Raw genomic sequence first — 22,326 nt, forward strand, 5'->3', positions numbered from 1 at the left:
CCACTCTAATTAAAGTGAATCTTCAACCAGCGGGGGTTTCATTCATGTTCGTACCGTAATAGTATGACTTAAGGCCGCTTACGAAATCGGACATTTAGGTGCTGTTATCTCCCGTTTAGATTTGTTGCAGTACAATTATCCAACTCCTCAGTGGGAGCCAGCACCTTATATACGGGATAAATCATAAAATAAGATCCCTTTATCTCTCCCCGCCCTCTTTTTCCTGCTTTGTGTAACACTGAGTAGTAATCTCCATTTTATAAAAAGATGTAGCATGAAAAAAATGCCACCCCCATATAGAAGCAGCATTTTTCGTAATCTATATAATACTATACTTGTAGCAAACGTCACCATCCCAATCAGACTAATTTAAATTACTTCTACCCAACCTTTACGGATAGCGGCAACCACAGCCTGAGTTCTATCATTAACATTCATTTTTTGCAAAATATTACTAACATGGTTTTTCACTGTTTTTTCACTAATGTATAAAGTTTCTGCTACGGCACGATTACTCTTGCCATCTGCCAATAATTGGAGCACCTGACATTCTCTTTTGGTCAATAAATGAAGCGGTTGTCGATATTCAATTCCATTTTCCGAAAGAGAGGAGATATTATCCTTTGCTAGTCTGCGATACTCCATCACTAAGTTATGTGTCACTTTAGGGTGGAGATAAGACCCGCCGTCACTTACCACTTTAATCGCTTCAATAAGTGCATCCGAATCCATTTCTTTTAACAAATATCCCTGTGCTCCCGTTTTAAGCGCATGTGTAACATAGCTCTCATCATCATGGATGGAAAGGATAATGACGCTTGTATTTGGAAAATAACGTACAAGGTCTTTAGTTGCTTGAACACCATTCATATTTGGCATATTAATATCCATTAATACTACATCAGGATTGTTCTCCTTTACGAGTTTGGCAGCCATCGAACCATCATCACCCTCTGCCACTACTTCAAATGAAGGCTCAAAATCTAAGATTCTTTTAACTCCCTCACGAAATAATTTATGGTCGTCTATTAACACAATGCGTAATTTTCTTTCCTCATTCATTATATTTGTTCCTCCTGCATCAAAAATGTATTTCATTACCCCAGAAATTACTTATGATAGAATCCAATTCTTCTTATTCTATAAACTTAACCATACGTTGGAACAAGCTTCTTTGAGGTTAAAAGATTACTAGTCTCTTATAATCAGACTTGAGGTATCTTATTATAAAAGGTGAAGTATCATTCATACAAACATAAACTCACATAAAAACACTTCTACTTCATTATACCGTTATACAGACGTATAAGGAACCTTTATAAAAATGGTTGTTCCTTTTCCTATACTGGACGAAATATTCATTTCCCCTTCAAGCATCTCCACTCTTTCTCTCATACCAATTAATCCAAACGACTTATCTCTTTTCATCAAAGGATCGAAGCCTATTCCATTATCTTTGATCACCATGGTTAAATTACTTTTGCCAATCTCCAATTTTACTTGAATCAAAGACGCTTCAGCATGCTTTACTGCATTTTGCAAAGCTTCTTGAACTAAACGAAAAACAGCAATTTCATATTTTTGATGCAATCGCTTTTTTTCTCCAAATGAATGGAATTCAATTTTCACATCATTATAGTCAGCTACAGTAGCAACATATTTTTTCATGGTGGGGATTAACCCTAAATCGTCCAAAGCCATTGGTCGAAGGTCATAAATAATCCTTCTCACTTCATATAAAGAGGAGCGGATCATTTCCCGAACGCTTTTCATTTCTGCAATAGCCTGTTCAACATCTTGATTAAGAAAAGTACGTTCTACGAGCTCAGAACGCAGTAAAATATTCGCAAGCATTTGTGCGGGTCCATCATGAATTTCCCTGGAAATCTTTCGCCTTTCTTCTTCCTGAGCTTCAATAATTTTTAATCCAAACTCCTGCTTTTCTTTTGCTTCTTCTAGCATTTCGTTCACTTGCTGGAAATCATCGTGTAAATAATTAAGTACTACAGATATTTTACCCGCTAAGCCCTCAGCACGTTCAATGGTTTGTCCGAGAGAGATTAATCTTCTCTCTAAATCATCTCTTTTTTCTCGCAATACACTCTCTTCCTGACGCAGCATAGCTAGTTTCGTTTGCATAGAATGTGTCATCTCGTAAACTTCTCGTATTTCGACCTCTGAGTATCTATCAAAATACCTGCTTACTTCAGCCAGACGTCTGCGAGAAAAGCGAACTTTTTGCTCTAATTCGTCTCCGTCATTGATATGCTGTGCCACTTTGATTTTCGTATCCTGTAATTCTTTTACGAGATGCTCATGCTCATTTCTAGCTTCTTCACTGATGTTAAAGATCTCATCTTTACTATTTTGCACTACTTCAATCATTTCATGAATAACATAATCTAAAGCTCTATCACTAATTCTCTGCGCCATCATTTCCCACCAACCTATGTTATAATTATACGCATACTTTCATCTTTTTTATAGGGTCTTTTAGCATACATAAAAAGGACAGAAAATGCATCTTTTTACTCAATTTTACTAAAATGACTAAGCTCTCTACTACCTATATGCTTATGTAGTTTATCCATTATTTGTAATTCGGAGCCTATTTCTTGTTGTTACCAAAACAGCTTGCAACTCAAACTAGATACTTTATATCCTGTTTTCCCGCTATCTAAACCGTTTTAAAGGAAATTCTTTTTAAAGTGAAACTTTAAATGGAGAATAACTTTCCGCTTCTAAGAATGCTAATTGAATATCCCATTACTTTATGTCATCATTTTATATAAGAATGAAATATATATAAACACAAATACACTGTTTGTTAATACGTAGAACAAAACAGTTTACAATCGTTTATTTATTATTTTACCATGCAAAATACCAAGGAGGAAATGCAAGTTGCTAGATCGTTATTATACCGTAAAACACGAGGGTCAAGATGAAATAATCATACAAAAGTCCCGGTTTATTGGCTATGTTAAAAGAGTAGAGACAGAAGCTGCTGCACAAGAATTTATACACGCAATAAAGAAAAAACATCATGATGCAACACACAATTGCTCCGCTTATTTAATTGGTGAACACGACCAAATTCAAAAAGCAAATGATGATGGAGAGCCTAGTGGAACAGCAGGAGTTCCGATTCTAGAAGTATTAAAGAAGCAAAAACTGAAAGACACAGCTGTTGTTGTAACTCGATATTTTGGGGGCATAAAGCTTGGTGCAGGCGGATTGATTCGTGCATATGGAAGTACAACTTCGCAAGCAATCAAAACGACTGGCGTTGTGAAGCGGCAGCGAATGCAAGGATTCACTGTTACAGCAGATTACGGGCTATCAGGAAAAATAGAACATGCTCTACGACAGTCAGAATATATCCTTCAAGCAATTGACTATACGGATCAAGTCACTTATCACGTCTATGTAGAAGTTGGGTTTGAATCCGAATTCAAGGCATTTATTGTTGAACTATCGAATGCGCAAGCAGAAATAAATGAAACAGACACAACCTATATAGAAATTGATGTATGAACAAAGTAAATGAAACCTTGGATTATGATTTTAGACTTGACTTATGTAGGAAACGAGGCAGCGACATAACTAAAACAGCTGATTAAAAAACGAACAATAAAGCGATGATAGGATTTTTTAATACAAGCAAGCCGAACAATTATAAATCATTAATTGTTCGGCTTTTGCTATATATTAATTACTGATGTCCCAGCTTTTTTCATATTACCTCATTTCACTTAAAGTAACTTACATGCCGCTTCATCCGCTACGATGATTACATGAGGATGTTTTTGTAAAATCGATGCAGGAAATTCCTCACTCACTTCGCCGTTGATAACACGGTGCAGTGCCTCCGCTTTTCCTTCCCCTGAAACAAGCAATACAATTTGTTTGCTTTCCATAATTGTTTCAATGCCCATTGTAATAGCTTGAGAAGGAACCTCGTCTATTGATATGAAAAAGCGTGCATTAGCTTGACGCGTAGATTCATCCAACTGAACAATATGTGTCCTGCTTGTAAAAGGTGTACCTGGTTCATTAAACCCAATATGACCGTTTAGACCGAGCCCGAGTATTTGTAAATCAATATTTCCTGCCTGTTTGATACGATTTTCATAATTTGTAGCTTCTTCGTTTAAATCAATTGCGTTTCCATCTGGTAAATATGTTTGATTACGTGGAATACCAATATGTTTAAACAGTTTTTCATTCATGTAGTAATTATAGCTATTAATATCATCTTTTTCCAAGCCTACATATTCATCGAGATTAAAGGTAACGACATGCTCAAAAGAGACCTTACCCTCTTTATACTGATTTATTAAATACTGATAAAGTCCTTCTGGAGTAGAACCTGTTGCCAAACCAAGCACTGGATTTTCAAGCGTATTTACTTTTTCAAGAACCAACTTCCCTGCATACTCACTTAATTCCTCATAATTACGAACCTTAATCAATTCCATTTTGCTTATCTCCTTTAAAAGCTATTATTCCACGACAGAATGTATATTTAATATCGAGATGTTCATCTACTAAAAGAACATCTGCGTCTTTTCCTGGAGTAATACTCCCTTTTCGATCGTATATGTTAATTTGTTTAGCAGGGTTAACAGCTGTCATTTCAACTATATTTTTCATCGACACATCTGTTAAGCGCAACATATTTTGCGCACCTTCCTGCATTTTCAAAATACTTCCCGCTAACGTGCCATTATCCAATAATGCTCGATCAGATGATACATGCACCGGTTGTCCACCTAGTTCATATTCGCCAGCAGGCAAACATTTTGCTCGCATCGCATCGGTGATTAGTAACAGTCGTTCACTACCGATATTGCGATAAATCAGCTGCAGCATTTCCGGAACAACATGAATGCCATCTGCAATGAGTTCTGCACGTAATTCCTCTAATTCCATGGCCGCACCAACCGCGCCAATATCACGATGATGGATGCCGTTCATGGCATTGCATAAATGAGTAACTTGTCTAACTCCATGTTTGACAGCTTGTTGCATCAAAGAATAATTAGCATCTGTGTGACCTGCCGAGACATTAATCCCCTCTGCGGCCAGTTTTTTAATAAACGATCCATCTGGATCAAGCTCAGGCGCCATTGTAATCGTTTTTATTTTCTCCCCGGATAACTCCTGCCAACGATCAAATAGAGCTTCATCCGGGTCCTTAATATGTTGTAAAGGTTGGGCACCAGCTTTCTTTTTTTCAATGAATGGGCCTTCTAAATGAACACCAATTACCTCTGCTTGTCCTCCTTTATTCATATAGTCCCGTACATTGATTAACGCAGCCTCAATCTGCTCTGGAGCCTGCGTAATTGTCGTTGCTAAAAAGCTAGTTGTACCTTCTTTAGGCAATACAGAAGCCATCGTATCTAGAGCAGCTTCAGTAGCATCCATCACATCTGCGCCATTTGCTCCATGAATATGCCCATCAATGAACCCAGGGATAGCGGCTAAACCTTTCGCATCAATAATTTGTGTTCCTTCAGGCAAATTGGAAGGCATTTCATCAGATGGATGAACGGAAACAATTTTCCCTTCATCCATAAGTACATTACCAGACTCTATAACTGTTGTTTCCGTGTACACTTTTGCATTTTTAATTAACACTGGAGAAGTTTCTTTCATCTTACGTCGCTTCCTTCCTTACGAATCATGTAATATGTTTCCTTGCTTTCCTTACAGAGTTTCTAAAATTTAACTCTCTAGGACGATGGTAACATAACTTGTGTTTTTTTTCACATTACTCCTAGTTGTCAATCTATCCCTGTTACATCGCAGATCGATAAAAATTATACGTTTGCATTTTAGTTTAAGCAAGTACATCGATTAAATCATTTTAGCACCTACAACTAGCTGAGCTACCTATCACAATGCCACGTCACTTCTCCCGATTTCCATTTCTTCATTTGAATTCATAAAAAAACAAACATTGTTTAAAATAAGTCACATTCATCAATATGACAATGGTTATAGCCTCATATTTAAACTACTCACAGATGACAACATATCAAGAAGCAGCATCTCTAGAAGAAATACTACTTCTTGATCTTAGGATTTATGCGCTACTGAACTTGTTATTGTGCTACTTCGTAATTCTTTAATAAGCATATTCACCATTTCTTGAGAAGATTTTATATTTTGATTTTCTGTTTCTCGGATAACTTTTTTTAATAATTTTTTATACCTTTCTTGTTCACCCATCAAATCCCCACCTTTACACCTTCATTTTGTGCAAATAAATGTTTGACTACTTAACTTCATTCATTCGATAATCTTTTTTCTAAATTACTATAAATTCTACTAAAAGTTACAGCGTTATACAATCATTTCGACTATTTTTTTAGAAATAAGAATATATGCAATTGTAGAAACGATTCAATTAAATTGGGTCACTATATCATATGCTATTACCATCAAATAGGGAAAATTTCTTTTTTGATTTTATAGGAACCTATAAAATGAGGTGCTTGTGGATAACGAAATAACCGACTAGTCACGTCCGGCGCACGAGCCCGGCAACGATGCGACTTTAGAAATGCACCCTACGCTACGATAAGGTCTCATCGGTTCGTCACAAAGAGGAAGGCCGACTAAAAACGGGCTTGCCGCTCAGGCGTCGGCATACCCCTGTTTTTAGTGGCATGATTCCTAAATCTTTAGTTGATTCGTTCCATTCGCTACGTTGCTAAACGGGCGCCCCAAGCCTTTGTTCACTAGGTGAACTCACGCTTACGGAGTAATTATTATATAAAAGCAAGTGCCTTGATTAGCCGTGATAAGCAATTGAACTCCTTTACAAAAAGACCCGTCTAGATGTTGAACACCTCGTGGTTTTAGTCAACTGTTAAAAAAACGGAAACAGCAAAATATCATATCGCAACCAAAGTATTTAAGCTTGCTTACAAAGTAAAATAACCGCAAGCATCTTATCGCTCCACGGTTATTGTTTATTAATTCGCCATTTATTAAATTCCAAATATTCTTTAAACTGTTCTTTAGTCACTCCAGACTCCATTGCCTCTTTAACAATTTCCAGCCACTCCTCATCTAACTGTTCCGCAGGCATACTTGGGTCTTTTCTTAGCAGTTCATTAATGGAGACACCAAGTACGTGACTAATTTTTTCCATAAATTGAATAGAAGGATTCTTTTGTATTCCACGTTCAATTGAACTTAAATACGATTTCGCTACACCAGCCTTTTCAGCTAGTTCTGAAATTGACATGTTTTTATCTTTTCGTAATTTTTTTATTTTTTCTCCGATCAATTCCTCACCTTCTTTCAAATGGCATTATACCATAACCTAGGTGAGTTATACTATTTCTAAAAATAGTTATCATAGACATTATTTTCTTCCCGTACAGTACGTATAAACAAACGGACATCTTCGATTGGAATACCTAATGTTTTAGCTTGCTTTACCAACTCTACCCATTCGCCATCCAGTGACAGTTGCTTCACCTTCATTAAGATCATCATCCTCCATTATATCATATGCAGCACCAGCATTTTGCTGCCCATCTCCCAAGACTATTATACTACACTCTTCCTACTTGTTCCCTAGCTTGTTTTGTCGTATAGTAACTAGTTTTGTATTGCTTTTCGAAAAAAATGTCTGATACTCTTGAAAGTAATTTGCTTTAAGCTACTGTTTTTTATTGAAAGTTGATTCCCTCCATAAAGTGAAAATTTCAATCAGCCGGAGTTCCTTTCATTCTCCGATAATTGAAAAGTAGAGCAAAGGCTAAAACTAAAGCTCCCTTGAAAAAGAAAAAACGCTTTTTTTACAAGCCGCGCCTTGCATGCGACAGCTTACAGGCCCAACGAATCGGGAATTTAAGTGCCGTTACCCCTATTTAGCTTTCGTTATATTTACTCAGGCTCCCCGTAGCGGGTGGGGGTAGCGGCACCTTACATTTGGGATAAGATGAAGTTTAATTCAGATAACAGGTAAAGGTTTAAGCGAATCAATTTAAAAGCCATGAAACCATTAGCTTTGAAACTACAATTTCTACAGTCATTGGTCTTTCCAACTTAACTCTCGACGTTTTGTGTTTTTCACTTTATAAGAAATAAGAATAAAAAAGCCACCTATTCCAACTAATATCAAACCAAGTAATATATATATAAACATACCTGTTGCTGTATTAGGCAGCTTTGGGCCAACATCATTTAGATCCGTGCCCACCTTTCCGATTATGGTTTGCTCGTCATTCGTGTTTCCATCTCCTTCGACAGTAAAAACGATGGAGAAATTCGTTTCCATTCCTTGATATTCGTTTCCTAGTTCCTTTGGAAAACGTACTGTCATGGTAATCTCATCTTTACACTTGGGTGCTAGCCTTCTCGCTTCCATACTAGTAAAGTCTTTCAGCTTTCCGTCATACAATGAACGATCTTCTTCTGTTACTTCCAGATATAGTTCATTATAAAGCTTTATCCCGCCTTGACTCTCTACCTTCATGTTATATTGAAAAGGGTCGGTACCTTGATTTTTTATAGTTACGGTTCGCGGAGCCCAATCTCCAGGTTTCATATGATGAACATCAAACAAAACATCGTCCGGGGTCACATCAAAAGCTATTTCCTCTTCTGCATAAATCTTTGTAAACAGTCCACTTAGGGTTAAAAATAATGCAGCGAGTAGACTAACAGTGATATAAAAACTTCTCCTCATCATCCATCAACTTCCCTACCTCAAAGCCTAATGTCCACTAACATTGGCTTGATTCGTTTTTTTAGCATCTTCCAATTGCGCTAAGGTTCGCCAAATTGAAATTCCTGCATATCCTAACAAGAGCACCCCGGGCAAGATTAATAAGAAAATACTTCCATTAGGTGATTGAGCAAAATGTATAAAGTAACCGAGGTAAGGAATGGTAAATCCTTTATATTCACCAACTACATTTTCAGCAAGAACAGGGCTAGAATCTTCCGCATTATTGTTGTCACCCTTTGTTGTATATACAACCCCATTTTTGGTGCTCGTCGTGTCTACAATCCGATGGGTTACGAGCTTATTTTCGTCTGCTTTAAATGTAATGACGTCTCCTTTTTTGAACTCATTTGTCTCTGAAATCATCTTTATCGCTATGATCGAACCAGTCTGGATCTCAGGTTCCATGGATCCCGAAAGAACAGTTTTAAGCTGATAACCAAATAATTCCGGTTCCCCACCAGAAACCTTGGTCATTAAAACAACACTAGCCACGACAAGTAACGTTATAAATAACACATAAGATACAATACGATTTGCCCACTTAAATATTTTTCTTTTTTTATTCATTTCTTTCCCCTTCCTTTTGCTTATTTAAATCAGGTTGGTCCTTTTGCGAGGACTGCTTTTTCTCTTCAGCTATTACTTCTTGCTTTTCATTTATCTTAGTTTGCTGTGTTTGTGCTTCGCTTGTTTCATCCACTTGCTGCTTCGTTTTCTCGTTTTTTTCTTGATTAGCATCTTTTACTTCCTCGTTCTTTTCATTTTTTGTTTTTGGAGTAGACTGTACTTGATTTGTCGCTTGGTTTTCTGAAGGCTTACCTACACCATTAGATTTTGGCTTCTCTTTGCATTGCACGTTTATTTCCTTGCTCCATAGTAAATCGTCATCAGCTTGTTTAACAAGAAACACGTAAACTCCTGGCTGTTCTACTGTAGCTGTTAATGTGGCTGTCTCTTTTTTTGCTAACGGATTAATTTCTCCTTCCCCTTTTTCAAGGTCCAATGATTTGCCATATTTCATTGGATTTCCTTTTTCTGTATAAAACACGTCATACGTAAGCGACTTGGTCATATCCACAGAACCGATATTTTTGATTTTAGCTTTTAAAGTCACTCGTTCACATGTAGTTATCTTTTGTACTTGCTTACGGATAAATTCCAGCTCGTAAGTTTCCTCTATAACTGGCGGTTGTTCCTGCCACTCACCGATAGTAACTTCCCCATCTAATTGAACATTTTCATGAAAATAAGCTGTGGTTGAAGATGCCATGTAACCTAGCAAATAAACTGCCGCATAAACAATTACGAACACCTTTAAGCTAAAATACCAATAACGATATTTATTCTGATACCGACTGATACGGGTTCTTCTCACATCTAGCCCACCTTATTCTATATAGATTTACAGTGCAATTCTCACATATCCGTAAAAGGAATTCATTTTCACTGCGATAAACTCATGGTTGATTTCTACCTCTATTGACACTATCTTTTTTATACCATTTTTAGCAGGTATATATTTAAAAACGTAAAACAATTGTTTTATGTTTTTAAATATATACGATACTTGGGAAGGAGTTTTCCTCCCCTTCCTTTATATCATCATGGTTATTGAAAGTTCGGTTTCCCATCTCGCTGCATAGCCTCGAAGCTCCATTGCAAGCGAATATAATCACCTTGAAAATGATTTTGACTCTTTTTATTATCAATAAACGAAAATCTCACCGAAAATTTTTCTGCATCACTATCGATTGGAAACTGTTCCAATACTGGAATAGATTCATTTTTCATTTCAGACAATTTCTTTTTAAATATCACGACTTCCTTCCCGTTTACACGATGCAGATATTCGACAGTAATATAATCAGCAAGATCTTCTCCTTTATTGTTTTCGCCTTTATCGACAACTTCATAATCCGAATGAAGTATAACTTCCTTCATATCAATTGTTCCATCATTTGTTAACCTGAAATGACCATTGATCGTGTCACCTGGTACTAGATTTTCGATTTCTATAATGGACGTTTTATTAATTCCTAAATCTAGTAAACCTGTTGCAAATGTATTCATCGATTCTTCAGTATCATTAAAATAAGAATACGTACCACTACTAATTAAACTTATCCCTAACATTGCCGTAACGATACTCATCCAAAGCTTTTGTTTTATATTCATGCTACTGCCCACCTTTGTTAAAATTATCAAAAGATAATGTGAACCATCATGCTGTGGAGGTTGAGCTATTATTTGTCATCTTCTCTCTTCTTTTCACATATATTTGTTAGTGAAGTAAGAATCTGTAACAGCAAAAGTAGAGGGATAAGCATATATCTCCACTTTTGCTGTCAGTCCCCTGGTTACTTCTCTTCTCCTTCTGTTTGATGTGCTTCTAAAGCAAAATCCACATCTAAATTAGCCCCTTGAAGGAAATTTTGATCTTCTCCATTATCTACAAATGTGATTTTAATTCGGATTGTATCTTCTGTTCCAATTGGAATCCCTTTCCCTTCTTGAACCAAAGGCCACCAAACCCAAAACCCAGGCGTAATATCCTGATTTTTTATTTGACTCAATTCACGAATTGTCTTTCCACTTAAGCTTTCAATTACTTTTCCATCACTCTTTAAGAAATCTACTCGTAAATGATCTTCAAATCCTTCTGTTCCAGAAAAACTTGTATTCATTAGTACTTTGCTTATATCTAATGTCCCTTCGTTTGTCATCTTAAATGAACGTGTCATGTAATCACCGGGCTTTAAGTTATTTATATCAAAGGCGATAGTAGGGTCCACCCCAATATCCAACGTTCCAGCAGCAAATGAATTCTCTACGACCTCTTGATCACTAAAGTATGCAAATGTTCCTCCACCAATTAACCCAACTCCTAAAACTGCTGTTGCAATGCCCATTCCTAGTTTCTTCTTAAAACTCATGTTTTTTTCCTCCCTATACTTTTAGAAAAAATCTTATGCTTTCCTATAGTGTAAAATAAAACGATCTTTCAATAAAAAAATTGTCTATCCCCCTTTCCCGTATGTATAACCCCACATGTTCTCTCTTGAGATTGTTTTGTTTCTTATAAAGAACAACATCTAGAGTATAATATATGTTTTCGCAATTTTAAAACTTGAAAATAAGCCTTATATTCGTTATAAAGAACACTTTTCTTCGATTTACTTCATTTTACTTTTAAATACTTAAATTTATTTATTTTATCCATTAAAAAGAACAAACTGAAGACACAATTATATTTTATGAACAAACGTTGAATAATTGACATGGACTTGATTCCTCACATCACTTTCAAACAACTAAAATTAAATTCTATTTGCTGCGTGAGAAAAAATAGTGAATCAATTGTAGGTATTTATTCATATGTACAGGTAAATATCGCTCCTTATAAAGTGCGTCTTCGTTAGTAGGGGTTTTCATTCATCCCCTACTGATTGTAGTGGAAAGAATTGGTCATTTATGTGCTGTTACCTCCCACTTAAACTTGTTGCTGTACAATTTTATCCAACTCCTAAATCGGGAAGTCTTAGAGCATCTTAGTATATGTGACAAAATTGAAAGGATAGGAAAAATAGACGAAAACGACTAATTTCGATATAATCAAACCGTAATTGTTTTTATTTTACAATCTATCAGATAATGAATGCAGACAATTTCAACTTATTGATTAGCTGTGGTCATGAAGTATAGAATATAGTTTATTCCTTCAGGGTCTTGTAATACAAAAATAAAACGTATTTAGCATGGGATAAAAGCTCAAGACGGGAAACATAGTGATTAGTAGCAAAATATACGGAATCGAACATCGCTACGAACTTCCGTTTACAGTTTTGCTGCGTTACTATCCGTTTACGGATAGAATGCGTTTTCAAATCTCTTCATTATTTGCTTAAAAGTATAGTGACGATAAACAAGAGAAAATCTATTGCACCAATCAAACTATTTTATTTTCTGGCCACAATGAATCTAGCTTCACTAGACTGAATAAAGATGGTATATAGGAGTGAATGAATTGAATACCCGTATGAAAAAAAATAAAAAAAAGCGTAAATGGCCATTGTGGCTAGGGGGAATTATTTTAGCTATTCTACTCATTGTTGGTGGAGCTATAATTTACGTTTGGAATCAAATCGATAATACGATCGAAACAATGCATACCCCATTGTCACGTGATAATGATCCAGAAAGACAAAAGGAGTTAGAAGCTATTTTCAAAGACACAAAGGCTGTCAATCTACTATTACTCGGTGTCGATGAACGGAGTGGCGACAAAGGCAGATCGGATACAATGATTGTTTTGTCACTTAACCCAAAAACCAATGCAATGAAAATGGTTAGTATCCCAAGAGATACTTATGTTAACATCCCAGGAAAAGGTCAAGATAAAATTAATCACGCTTACGCTTTTGGAGATGTAGAACTTTCCCTCCAAACAGTGGAAGAAAACTTTCATATTCCGATACATTATTACGCTAGCGTAAACATGGAGGGATTCAAACAAGGAATTGACGCATTAGGTGGGGTTACTGTTTCTAACGATAGAGCTTTTTCACAAGGAGGTTCTGAATTCCCTCAAGGAGAAGTTCAGTTAAATGGTGAACAAGCATTAGACTACATCCGTATGCGGAAAAATGATCCAAGAGGAGATTTAGGTCGTAATGAACGTCAACGTGAAGTAATTATGGCTGCTATTAATAAAGGCGCCAGTTTTTCAAGTATTACTAAGTTTGGTAATATTCTTTCCATACTCGGGGATAATGTAAAAACAAATCTGGACATGGATGATATGCAAACGTTATTTAGTAATTATCGAAACACCAGAAACAACATATCAAACGTCGAAATTAACGGAAACGGTCAAAAGATTGGCGGGATTTGGTACTATGTTTTACCAGATTCAGAATTCAGCCGAGTACAGTCAGAAATTGAAACACATATGAATGCAAAGTAAACTAAAAAAAGTCAAGTAACATGGATGAAACAGCCCTTCCATGCTACTTGACGTATACTATTTTGGGGTGTGATTATGAGAAAACGAATTTTGATTGCAATTATAATGCTAATTGTATTCGTAACTGCCTGTTCCGATAACAACGCTACACCAAATGATCGATTCTCAAACTATATCAATCATTGGAATAAGCAGGAATTTGGCAAAATGTACAAGATGGTAAGTAAATCGACTGCGGAAAGCTATCCCACAGAACAGTTTGTTGATCGCTATAAAAAGATTTATCAAGATTTACATGTTTCCGATTTAAAAATTGAAGCTAAAGAATTGAGCAAAGATGAATCCGATAAAGCCGCAGAGTCTGGTAAAGCAACTATCCCTTTCACCGTTAGCATGAAAACGATGGCTGGACCTATCTCTTTTGACTACGAGGCTAATTTAATAAAGCAGGGAGAAGATGATGAAGAGAACTGGTATATCGAATGGGATCCAGGTTTCATTTTTCCAGAAATGAAAGATGGAGGAGAGCTGCGTATCGAATCTACCCCTCCTGTTCGTGGAGAAATTCGTGACCGCAATGAGATGCCTCTAGCCATGAACGATATCATCTACGAAGTTGGGATTGTTCCTGAAAAACTTGGTTCAAGCCCCGACCAAAATAAAAAGAAAATTGCCCAACTGCTAGGATTATCTGTTGAGGCGATTGATGAAAAACTAAATGCTGATTGGGTTCAACCTAACTTATTTGTACCTCTAGCAAAGATTACGAAAGAAGAGGAAGCGCTTTGGAAACAGCTCGTCGCAATTGATGGTATCACAAGACAGGAAACAACAGGGCGCATTTATCCAGGAGGAGAAGCGACTGGAGCTTTAGTAGGTTATATCGGATCAGTGACGGCAGAGGATTTAAAAGAACAAAAAGAAGGTAATTACTCTGACCAAGATGTTATCGGGAAAAGAGGACTTGAAAAACTATATGAAAAACAGCTACGCGGAGAAAAAGGCAGCCAAATTAAAATCGTGAAAGACGGAGAAGAGACCGTCCTTGCTGAAAAAGAAGCAAAAGATGGAGAAAATATAAAATTGACTATTGATATTAATGTACAGGAAAAGATTTATCAAACATTAGATGGTAATATGGCTACTGTATCAGCAATAAATGCTAAAACAGGAGAAACATTAGGTTTAGTATCTAGTCCTTCTTTTAATCCGAATAATATTTTATATGGAACCACACCAAATCTTTGGAAACAATTAGAAGAGGACAGCAAAAATCCACTATTAAATCGTTTTTCATCCACATATGCTCCTGGTTCAGTTATGAAGCCGATTACTGCTGCAATTGGATTGAGTAATGGCAAGATTGATCCAAAAAAAGGATTAGAAATAAATGGACTTACTTGGAGCAACGGAGAAGGCTGGGGAGATTATGAAGTAACCCGTGTATCCGAATCCAACGGTCCGGTAGATTTACATGACGCACTTGTCCGTTCAGATAACATCTATTTTGCTATGCAAGCTGTAAACATGGGAGAGAAAGCTTATGTTGAAGGTCTTAAAGCATTCGGCTTAGGCACACACTTCCCATTTGAGTATCCGATAACAGCATCTTCTATTTCCGCTTCAGGAAAGTTAGATGATGAAGTTCTGCTTGCAAACACGAGCTACGGTCAAGGAGAATTAGAAATGAGTTCCCTTCACCTAGCTACTGCCTATACAGCATTTTTAAATAACGGAAATATGTTGAAACCAACTTTGCTTGCAAATGAAGATAAAAAACAAATTTGGAAAGAAAAATTAATTACACCAGAGCAAGCAGACATTATAAAGGAAGCCTTACGCGATGTAGTTGTAAGCGGAACAGCTAAGCAGTCTGCAAAAAATGCTGATTTCCCTGTCTCAGGTAAAACGGGAACAGCAGAGTTAAAATTAACGAGTGATGATTCAGGTCAAGAAAACGGTTGGTTCGTTGGTTATCCTACAGACGATGAGGATATTATTGTTTCTGTTATGATCGAAGAAATCAAAGGAAAAAGTGGCTACCCTACAGAAAAAGCAGTAGAAATTCTCAATCAAATGAAGGAATAGCCCTTCACCTGCATCCATTTCACCAATGAACAAAGGCTCGGGGCGCCCGTTTAGTAACGTAGCGAATGGAACGAATCAACGGAGGAGATAAAGGAATCATGCCACTAAAACAGGGGTATGCTGACGTCTGGTCGGCAAGCCAGTTTTAGTCGGGCTTCCTCTTAGAGGCGAACCCCGCTGGAAAGCGGTTTTTGCTTTCCGAGGAAGCTGAGAAGACCTGCGGAAGCGAAGTATTTTGACATAGCGGTGATAGAAATTTTATTAATGCAAATAAGCCGAACAATGATAAATGGATTGTTCGGCTTTTGCTATATAGTATTTGCTTATTTCCTAGAATTTTATTATTATTTCTTTAATGACAATTGTTCGTTTTCTGTAAATACCCTGGACCTGCTTAAAAACCGTTTCCCTTCAGGCCCTTCTAAAGAAAACATACCACCTCTCCCGTCAACTACGTCAATAATGAGTTGTGTATGCTTCCAATAATCATATTGATCCTTTGACATGTAAAATGGTGCTCCACCAATACTGCCCAATAAAACATCAGCCTCACCTACACGGAATTCATGGAGAGGATAGCACATTGGGGAACTGCCATCACAGCAACCACCAGACTGATGAAACATTAAGTCACCGTGTTCCATCTTCAGTTTTTCTATCAGATGAAGCGCTTCTTTTGTTGCCGTTACCCGTTCAACCATATAATCCCCCATTTAATGAACGATTTAAAATAATCCTACTGGACCTTCACTATAGCTGACGAACAAATTTTTGGTTTGCTGATAATGACTAAGCATCATTTGATGATTTTCCCTGCCTATTCCTGACTTTTTGTAACCACCAAAGGCTGCATGAGCAGGATATTGATGGTAACAATTCGTCCATACACGACCAGCCTCAATATTACGCCCAAACCGATAAGCAGTATTAATATTTCTTGTCCAAACACCAGCACCTAAACCATACAATGTATCATTTGCAATAGTTAATGCTTCTTCTTTATCTTTAAATGTAGTTAATGAGAGGACTGGCCCAAATATCTCCTCTTGAAAAATTCGCATCTTATTATCGCCTTTAAAAATAGTTGGCTCTACATAATATCCATTTTTCAGATCAGGGTCAGCTATTTTTCGTATTTCACCACCAATTAAAACCTCTGCTCCCTCCTGTTTGCCAATATCTAGATAAGATTGGATTTTTTCCATTTGCTCCTGTGAAGCTTGAGCACCCATCATCGTAGCTGTATCTAGTGGATGCCCTAGTTTAATTTGTTTTACCCGCTCGATAGCTCGTTCGATAAATTCATCGTATATCGTTTCTTGAATCAAAGCCCGAGATGGACATGTACAAACTTCTCCCTGATTCAATGCAAACATTACAAAACCTTCAACCGCTTTGTCTAAAAATCCATCGTCTTCATCCATCACATCAGCAAAGAAAATATTCGGAGATTTCCCACCAAGCTCCAGTGTTACTGGAATAATATTTTCAGAAGCATACTGCATAATCAATCGCCCAGTAGTCGTTTCTCCAGTAAAGGCAACCTTTGAAATTCGGCTATTTGTAGCAAGAGGCTTACCTGCTTCTAAACCAAAGCCGTTAATTACATTAACAACACCAGCAGGAATTAAGTCTTTAACTATTTCTAACCAGATATGAATGGAGGCTGGTGTTTGTTCAGCTGGTTTCAAGACGACACAATTTCCTGCAGCCAGTGCAGGAGCAAGCTTCCAAGTCGCCATTAGCAACGGAAAATTCCAAGGAATAATCTGCCCTACTACCCCTAGTGGTTCATGAAAATGATAAGCTACCGTATCTTTATCAATTTGACTGACTCCACCTTCTTGCGCTCGTATAACCCCTGCGAAATAGCGAAAATGATCAATAGCAAGCGGTATATCTGCAGCCAAAGGTTCTCGAACAGCCTTTCCATTATCCCATGTTTCTGCAACAGCAAGCTTTTCGATATTTTCTTCCATGCGATCTGCTATTTTATTTAGCAACATAGAACGCTCCGTTACCGACGTTTGGCTCCACGTCTTTTTAGCTTCATGTGCTGCATCTAAAGCAGCTTCAACATCTTCTTTCGTGGACCTGGCAATTTGACAAAATACTTCTCCTGTTACTGGGCTAACATTTTCAAAATACTTTCCGTTTGCAGGCGGTTGATATTTACCACCTATAAAATTGCCATACCTATTCTTGAAATGAACAACTGCACCCTCTGTATTTGGATTGGCATACCTCACGGAACAATCTCCTCCCTTTTTTGAAAGCGTTTGCAAGTGGTTCGAAAACAACAGTTGGTTATAGGTCCAGTATAACAAACGATTCCGAATTATTGCAAGATTATACTTTTAAAGTAGCACATAGCGTGGGTTACTGCAAAAGCTTAGCTGTAAACATATAGGTTATTCATAAGATAACAATATTGGCAGGTTAAATGAAATTTCACATGTTCACGCGGTATTTGGATAACTTCCATAGTTGTAAAGGATTTCTGAATGCACCGATCTAAATCTTCCATATGCAAAAACCCTTGATGGGACATCAAGGGTTAGCAGCAATAAATAAGAGATACTTCTTACTGGTTCATGCTACTTAAGTTCAGGAAGAATCCTTACTTCCTTTTGCATCGTGGACTTACATAACGGACATGTTGGTTCCTCCTCAAAACTATACGATTCCCTCATCCAACCTTGGCAATCGTCACTGGTGCATGACCAAATGTTCGTTTCCACTTCTGGAACCGGTTCTTTTGGTCCACGTGAAAAAGACATATGAGCATCTCCTTTCTTATACTAACTTCTATTATACGCCTATTGTTACTAGAAATAAAGCTACTGAAAAAACGGAGCCTGTCAAATATTTACAAGGCTACTCTCATCTTGAAACCTTTCAACTAATGCAGCATATTCACCCGCAATTTCAAGCATGTTGTGACGATCTCTCTATTCATACTTTACGACACAAAAAAGAACCATCCTTCGTGTATCTGTTTCTAAGTTTGACAGCTCTATTCTACTTGTATTATATGATAGTTAGATCACCTTTATGTACATAATTAAACTTATAGGCAGTTCAAGTAAATAACAGGTATTCAGAACAAAGGCGCAGGGCGCCCGTTTAGCAACGTAGCGAATGGAACGAATCAACTGAGATAAAGGAATCACGGTGAGGTAACGAACCGATGAGGCCTTATCGTAGGGCGCATTTCTAAAGTCGCCTAGTTGCTGGGCTCATGCGCCGGACGTGGCTATTCAGTTATTTCGTTATCTCCAAGCACCTCATTTTATACTTTCTTATTCTGTTAGAAAAACTTGGCTTGTCGCCAATTCTTATGGCGGATAGCCTTTGTTTTTCTTATACTATAAACCAAAAAAATCTTATACTTTCCTATAGTGCAAATAAGCCGAACAATTATAAATGGATTGTTCGACTTTTGCTATATAGTATTTGCTTATGTCCCAGCCTCATTGTAGAACAAATGATTCTTCGGTTATATATTTTTACAAACTTTAAAAGATAGCAATCCTATATCTTTCACAACAAATACACAAAGCCAATGTATTTAATAAGTTTACAAAGCAAACCGCTGGATTGCTTTTCCTACCCCATCCTCATTATTAAAATCCGTGATATAATCTGCAGCTTTTTTCACAGCTTCTTGCGCATTCCCCATGGCAACACCAATACCTGCCTGTTGGATCATTTTGATATCATTTAAGCTATCACCAACCGCCATTACTTCATCCATCGTTATTCCTAGTTTTTTACATACTTTTTCTAACGCACGAGCTTTATTTACCCCTTCAGGATTCACTTCCATATTCGTTGGTAATGAGTTCGTCATTTCCAAACCCTCAATATAAGAGAGCTCTTTAATCATTTTTTCTAAAATCACTGGATCATGTGACTCACATCCGAATTTCAACCAGTCTAGTTCATGAACATTATCCGGTAATTCATTACGATATACTTGTTCTGTTGTAATCATCCATGTTGTAAGCCCAAGCTCAGTTGCAATATGATACATCTGTTCAATTTTTTTAGAATCGAATAGATGTTGCTCTACAAGTTCTTTGTCTTTCGTCCAAATCTGTCCCCCATTCACTGTAACGAGGTAAGATTGTAAGCCTAGCGATTCTGCATACGGATAGCATGATTTTAACCAGCGCCCCGTACTCAATACAACATGTATCCCCTTATCCATTGCGTCAGAAATTGCTTGGCGAGTCAGTGGTGTTACTTCATGATCCATTGTTAGTAACGTGCCATCCATGTCTAAAGCGATTAGTTTAATACTTTTTGCTTGTTCCATGTTATTGCCTCCATTTATTCCATTTTTCTTTTCAAAGCAATACCCCGATCATATATACTTGTCGTTATATAAGGAATAATAAGTAACGCAAATAAGATAAAGAATAACAGTTCAATGTTAAACATATCTACAACAATCCCACCTAGTACTGGTCCAACCATTCTTCCAGCCGCACCAACACTATTTACTATTCCTTGATAAAAGCCTGTTCTTCCATGTGGTGCTAAATCATTTGCCAACGTAGGAACTGCGGGCCAAACAAGCATTTCTCCCACTGTTAAGATTACCATAGCTATAGCAAACATGCTAAAGGTTTCCGATAATAATGCAATAAGAAAGGAAATAAGGAAAATTGTATTTCCAACATATATCTGCATTTTTTGGGAAGTTACCTTTTTCGTAATCCATTTTATCAAAGGCTGTCCTAAAACAATAAGAAAGCCATTAATGGCCCACAAACTACTATATAACTCTAATGGTATTTGTAAATCTTGCGTATAGGAAGCGATGGTCGATTGCCATTGACTATAAGCAATCCATGTCACTAAGAATCCACCACATAAAATAAGTAACGCAACAAATGCCGTTTTATCTTTCATAGTTCCATGTTGCTTTAAAACAGTCGTATGCATCTGCCTGTCTATAGAAGAATCCATTGGTTTAAATGTAAACAAAACAATAAGGAAAAAGCTAAAAAACAAGACTGCATTGCTAATAAAAATATAATTAAATGAAATGCTTGCCACATAGCCACCTAAAGTAGCCCCTAAAGCAACACCAAAGTTCTGGGCAACATAAATGGCATTAAACGCCCGTCTTCCCCCTTCTTTCCAAATTGAACCAGCCATTGCAAACATAACCGGCCAAGTTATGCCAGAACCAAAACCGATGAAAACAAGGGAAATAGAATAGACAACAATGTCTTGGTGAAATAAAACCATAACAGCTGAGGCAATAATTGCTAGACCTGTTCCATAGAGAATCGTTCTATAAGGGCTAAACTTATCAAACAATATTCCTCCTAATAAGTTACCTGCAATTGAAGCACCCTGGTTAAGCATTAAAATAAACCCTGCAAAAGCAAGGCTTTTTCCAAGTTCATTATGCATATATATGGTGTTTAATGGCCATAAGAAAGAAGCTCCAGTGACATTTACAGTTGTTGCTATTACTAGTAGCCAGATTTGTTTTGGCATACTTATCACCTGCTATCTTATGATCGTATCTATGTTATTTTAAACCATTTCGTATACCGAATCAATAACGTTGCTCTACGTCTTTTGTAAAGTTTTATTAATTGATTGAGCTGCAAATAAGCTTTAAGCAGAACGATAGTATGCGCTTGTTAAAAGACTTGCGTAATCGGCTTTTAGATTATGTGAGCTTAACCTTTTAAGAACTTTTTCCTTTAAAATTTCTATTCTAGCTATGTTATAAACTAGCAATGATTATTTTTACAGCATTCATTAAATCAAATTGCGACCAGCTGGGAAGTTCTTTTTTCAAAGCAAGTTCATGAGAGGCCGGGAGGTGTATAAAACCAGCAGGAGTCGGTAAATTTTGCTTTTTCACGAAGTGTAGGGCATGATACATCACATTGTTACATACATATGTCCCAGCAGTATTAGATACTTTAGCAGGCAGCTTTTCTGCATGTAATGTAGCGATGATTTCCTGTAATGGCAGGGTAGAAAAATAACCGTCGGCACCGTCATCAACAATTACTTCTCCATTCGGTTGATAACCACTATTATCTTTTGGACCATCATTACAATTAATCGCAATTCGTTCAGGTGTAATAGCGGTTCTTCCGGCAGCTAAGCCTAATGAAATGATAGCATCTGGTTCAATTTCTTCTATGTAAGAAATCAATTGTTTGCCAGCTTGCATAAAAGCAACAGGCAGTTTTCTTCCAACAACTTCATGGTCTCGAATCTTTTCTCCGTCTAGCTTTTCAGCGATTTCTTCGGTTGGGTTTATAGGATTATCTAAAAAAGCTGAAAAACCGGTTAACAATACTTTTTTCATATTTTCAGTATCCCTTTCCTAAAGTTAATGTGTTTAAAATCTTCTTACCCAAATTCCATCATATCATATTCTAAAAATGAAAGTATCTTCGCTTTATCAATTTAGAATATCAAAAATGTAACAATTTAACTTTAAAATTTCTATTGACAATGAAAGCGAAATCATCTT

Annotated in this window: 21 protein-coding genes; 3 read left to right on the top strand and 18 right to left on the bottom strand. The window is 36.9% G+C overall.

Going from position 1 to position 22,326, the window contains the following annotated elements; genetic code table 11:
- Nucleotides 1–369: 369 nt before the first annotated feature.
- Nucleotides 370–1,062, bottom strand: coding sequence for a response regulator (locus KBP50_RS12175; protein WP_050352309.1), 693 nt, complete (start codon nt 1,060–1,062; stop codon nt 370–372).
- A 231-nt stretch (nt 1,063–1,293) separates the two neighbouring features.
- A complete protein-coding gene (locus KBP50_RS12180; RefSeq protein WP_050352308.1) occupies nt 1,294–2,433 on the bottom strand; it encodes a sensor histidine kinase in 1,140 nt (379 codons plus the stop codon).
- Between the two features lie 471 nt (nt 2,434–2,904).
- On the opposite strand from KBP50_RS12180, the gene KBP50_RS12185 reads away from it, so the two are divergent.
- The gene (locus tag KBP50_RS12185; protein ID WP_050352307.1) at nt 2,905–3,537 is read left to right on the top strand and encodes a YigZ family protein; all 633 of its coding nucleotides are present in this window, start codon (nt 2,905–2,907) and stop codon (nt 3,535–3,537) included.
- Between the two features lie 218 nt (nt 3,538–3,755).
- On the opposite strand, the gene nagB is transcribed toward KBP50_RS12185, so the two are convergent.
- From nagB to KBP50_RS12235, 10 genes are all read right to left on the bottom strand, one after another.
- Complete coding sequence (gene nagB / locus KBP50_RS12190; protein WP_050352306.1) at nt 3,756–4,481, bottom strand: glucosamine-6-phosphate deaminase; 726 nt, start codon at nt 4,479–4,481, stop codon at nt 3,756–3,758.
- Complete coding sequence (gene nagA, locus KBP50_RS12195) at nt 4,468–5,664, bottom strand: N-acetylglucosamine-6-phosphate deacetylase (protein ID WP_050352305.1); 1,197 nt, start codon at nt 5,662–5,664, stop codon at nt 4,468–4,470. The genes nagB and nagA overlap by 14 nt, the downstream gene beginning before the upstream one ends.
- Nucleotides 5,665–6,087: 423 nt before the next feature.
- A complete protein-coding gene (locus KBP50_RS12200) occupies nt 6,088–6,240 on the bottom strand; it encodes a hypothetical protein (RefSeq protein ID WP_166554445.1) in 153 nt (50 codons plus the stop codon).
- 739 nt (nt 6,241–6,979) lie between these two features.
- Nucleotides 6,980–7,306, bottom strand: coding sequence for a helix-turn-helix domain-containing protein (locus KBP50_RS12205; RefSeq protein ID WP_050352304.1), 327 nt, complete (start codon nt 7,304–7,306; stop codon nt 6,980–6,982).
- Nucleotides 7,307–7,362: 56 nt separating this feature from the next.
- Nucleotides 7,363–7,506 (bottom strand): DNA-binding anti-repressor SinI, encoded by a 144-nt coding sequence (sinI, locus tag KBP50_RS12210; RefSeq protein WP_232231220.1) that lies wholly within the window; start codon nt 7,504–7,506, stop codon nt 7,363–7,365.
- A 550-nt stretch (nt 7,507–8,056) separates the two neighbouring features.
- The gene (locus KBP50_RS12215) at nt 8,057–8,719 is read right to left on the bottom strand and encodes an LPXTG cell wall anchor domain-containing protein (protein ID WP_050352303.1); all 663 of its coding nucleotides are present in this window, start codon (nt 8,717–8,719) and stop codon (nt 8,057–8,059) included.
- A 24-nt stretch (nt 8,720–8,743) separates the two neighbouring features.
- Nucleotides 8,744–9,325, bottom strand: coding sequence for a signal peptidase I SipW (gene sipW / locus KBP50_RS12220; RefSeq protein WP_050352302.1), 582 nt, complete (start codon nt 9,323–9,325; stop codon nt 8,744–8,746).
- Nucleotides 9,318–10,133 (bottom strand): amyloid fiber anchoring/assembly protein TapA, encoded by an 816-nt coding sequence (gene tapA / locus KBP50_RS12225; RefSeq protein WP_050352301.1) that lies wholly within the window; start codon nt 10,131–10,133, stop codon nt 9,318–9,320. The genes sipW and tapA overlap by 8 nt, the downstream gene beginning before the upstream one ends.
- Before the next feature lie 233 nt (nt 10,134–10,366).
- Nucleotides 10,367–10,933, bottom strand: coding sequence for a TasA family protein (locus tag KBP50_RS12230; protein WP_050352300.1), 567 nt, complete (start codon nt 10,931–10,933; stop codon nt 10,367–10,369).
- A gap of 182 nt (nt 10,934–11,115) precedes the next feature.
- The gene (locus KBP50_RS12235) at nt 11,116–11,691 is read right to left on the bottom strand and encodes a TasA family protein (RefSeq protein WP_050352299.1); all 576 of its coding nucleotides are present in this window, start codon (nt 11,689–11,691) and stop codon (nt 11,116–11,118) included.
- Nucleotides 11,692–12,794: 1,103 nt separating this feature from the next.
- Here KBP50_RS12235 and KBP50_RS12240 point away from each other — a divergent pair.
- On the top strand, nt 12,795–13,721 hold the full coding sequence (locus KBP50_RS12240) for an LCP family glycopolymer transferase (protein WP_050353504.1): 927 nt from the start codon (nt 12,795–12,797) through the stop codon (nt 13,719–13,721).
- A 75-nt stretch (nt 13,722–13,796) separates the two neighbouring features.
- Nucleotides 13,797–15,809 (top strand): penicillin-binding transpeptidase domain-containing protein, encoded by a 2,013-nt coding sequence (locus KBP50_RS12245; protein ID WP_050352298.1) that lies wholly within the window; start codon nt 13,797–13,799, stop codon nt 15,807–15,809.
- Between the two features lie 344 nt (nt 15,810–16,153).
- On the opposite strand, the gene KBP50_RS12250 is transcribed toward KBP50_RS12245, so the two are convergent.
- The 6 genes from KBP50_RS12250 to KBP50_RS12275 form a co-directional block, all read right to left on the bottom strand.
- On the bottom strand, nt 16,154–16,510 hold the full coding sequence (locus tag KBP50_RS12250; RefSeq protein WP_050352297.1) for a DUF779 domain-containing protein: 357 nt from the start codon (nt 16,508–16,510) through the stop codon (nt 16,154–16,156).
- Nucleotides 16,511–16,534: 24 nt separating this feature from the next.
- Nucleotides 16,535–18,058: an acetaldehyde dehydrogenase ExaC gene (exaC, locus tag KBP50_RS12255; protein WP_050352296.1), complete on the bottom strand. Its 1,524-nt coding sequence runs from the start codon at nt 18,056–18,058 to the stop codon at nt 16,535–16,537.
- A 348-nt stretch (nt 18,059–18,406) separates the two neighbouring features.
- Nucleotides 18,407–18,589, bottom strand: a complete 183-nt coding sequence (locus tag KBP50_RS12260) for a cold-shock protein (protein WP_050352295.1) — start codon at nt 18,587–18,589, stop codon at nt 18,407–18,409.
- Nucleotides 18,590–19,389: 800 nt separating this feature from the next.
- Nucleotides 19,390–20,130, bottom strand: coding sequence for a Cof-type HAD-IIB family hydrolase (locus tag KBP50_RS12265; protein ID WP_050352294.1), 741 nt, complete (start codon nt 20,128–20,130; stop codon nt 19,390–19,392).
- Nucleotides 20,131–20,144: 14 nt separating this feature from the next.
- On the bottom strand, nt 20,145–21,326 hold the full coding sequence (locus tag KBP50_RS12270; protein ID WP_050352293.1) for an MDR family MFS transporter: 1,182 nt from the start codon (nt 21,324–21,326) through the stop codon (nt 20,145–20,147).
- 235 nt (nt 21,327–21,561) lie between these two features.
- Nucleotides 21,562–22,158: a pyroglutamyl-peptidase I gene (locus KBP50_RS12275; RefSeq protein WP_050352292.1), complete on the bottom strand. Its 597-nt coding sequence runs from the start codon at nt 22,156–22,158 to the stop codon at nt 21,562–21,564.
- Between the last annotated feature and the right edge of the window lie 168 nt (nt 22,159–22,326).

It is taken from the genome of Virgibacillus pantothenticus (assembly GCF_018075365.1).
GTDB classification, from domain to species: domain Bacteria; phylum Bacillota; class Bacilli; order Bacillales; family Amphibacillaceae; genus Virgibacillus; species Virgibacillus pantothenticus.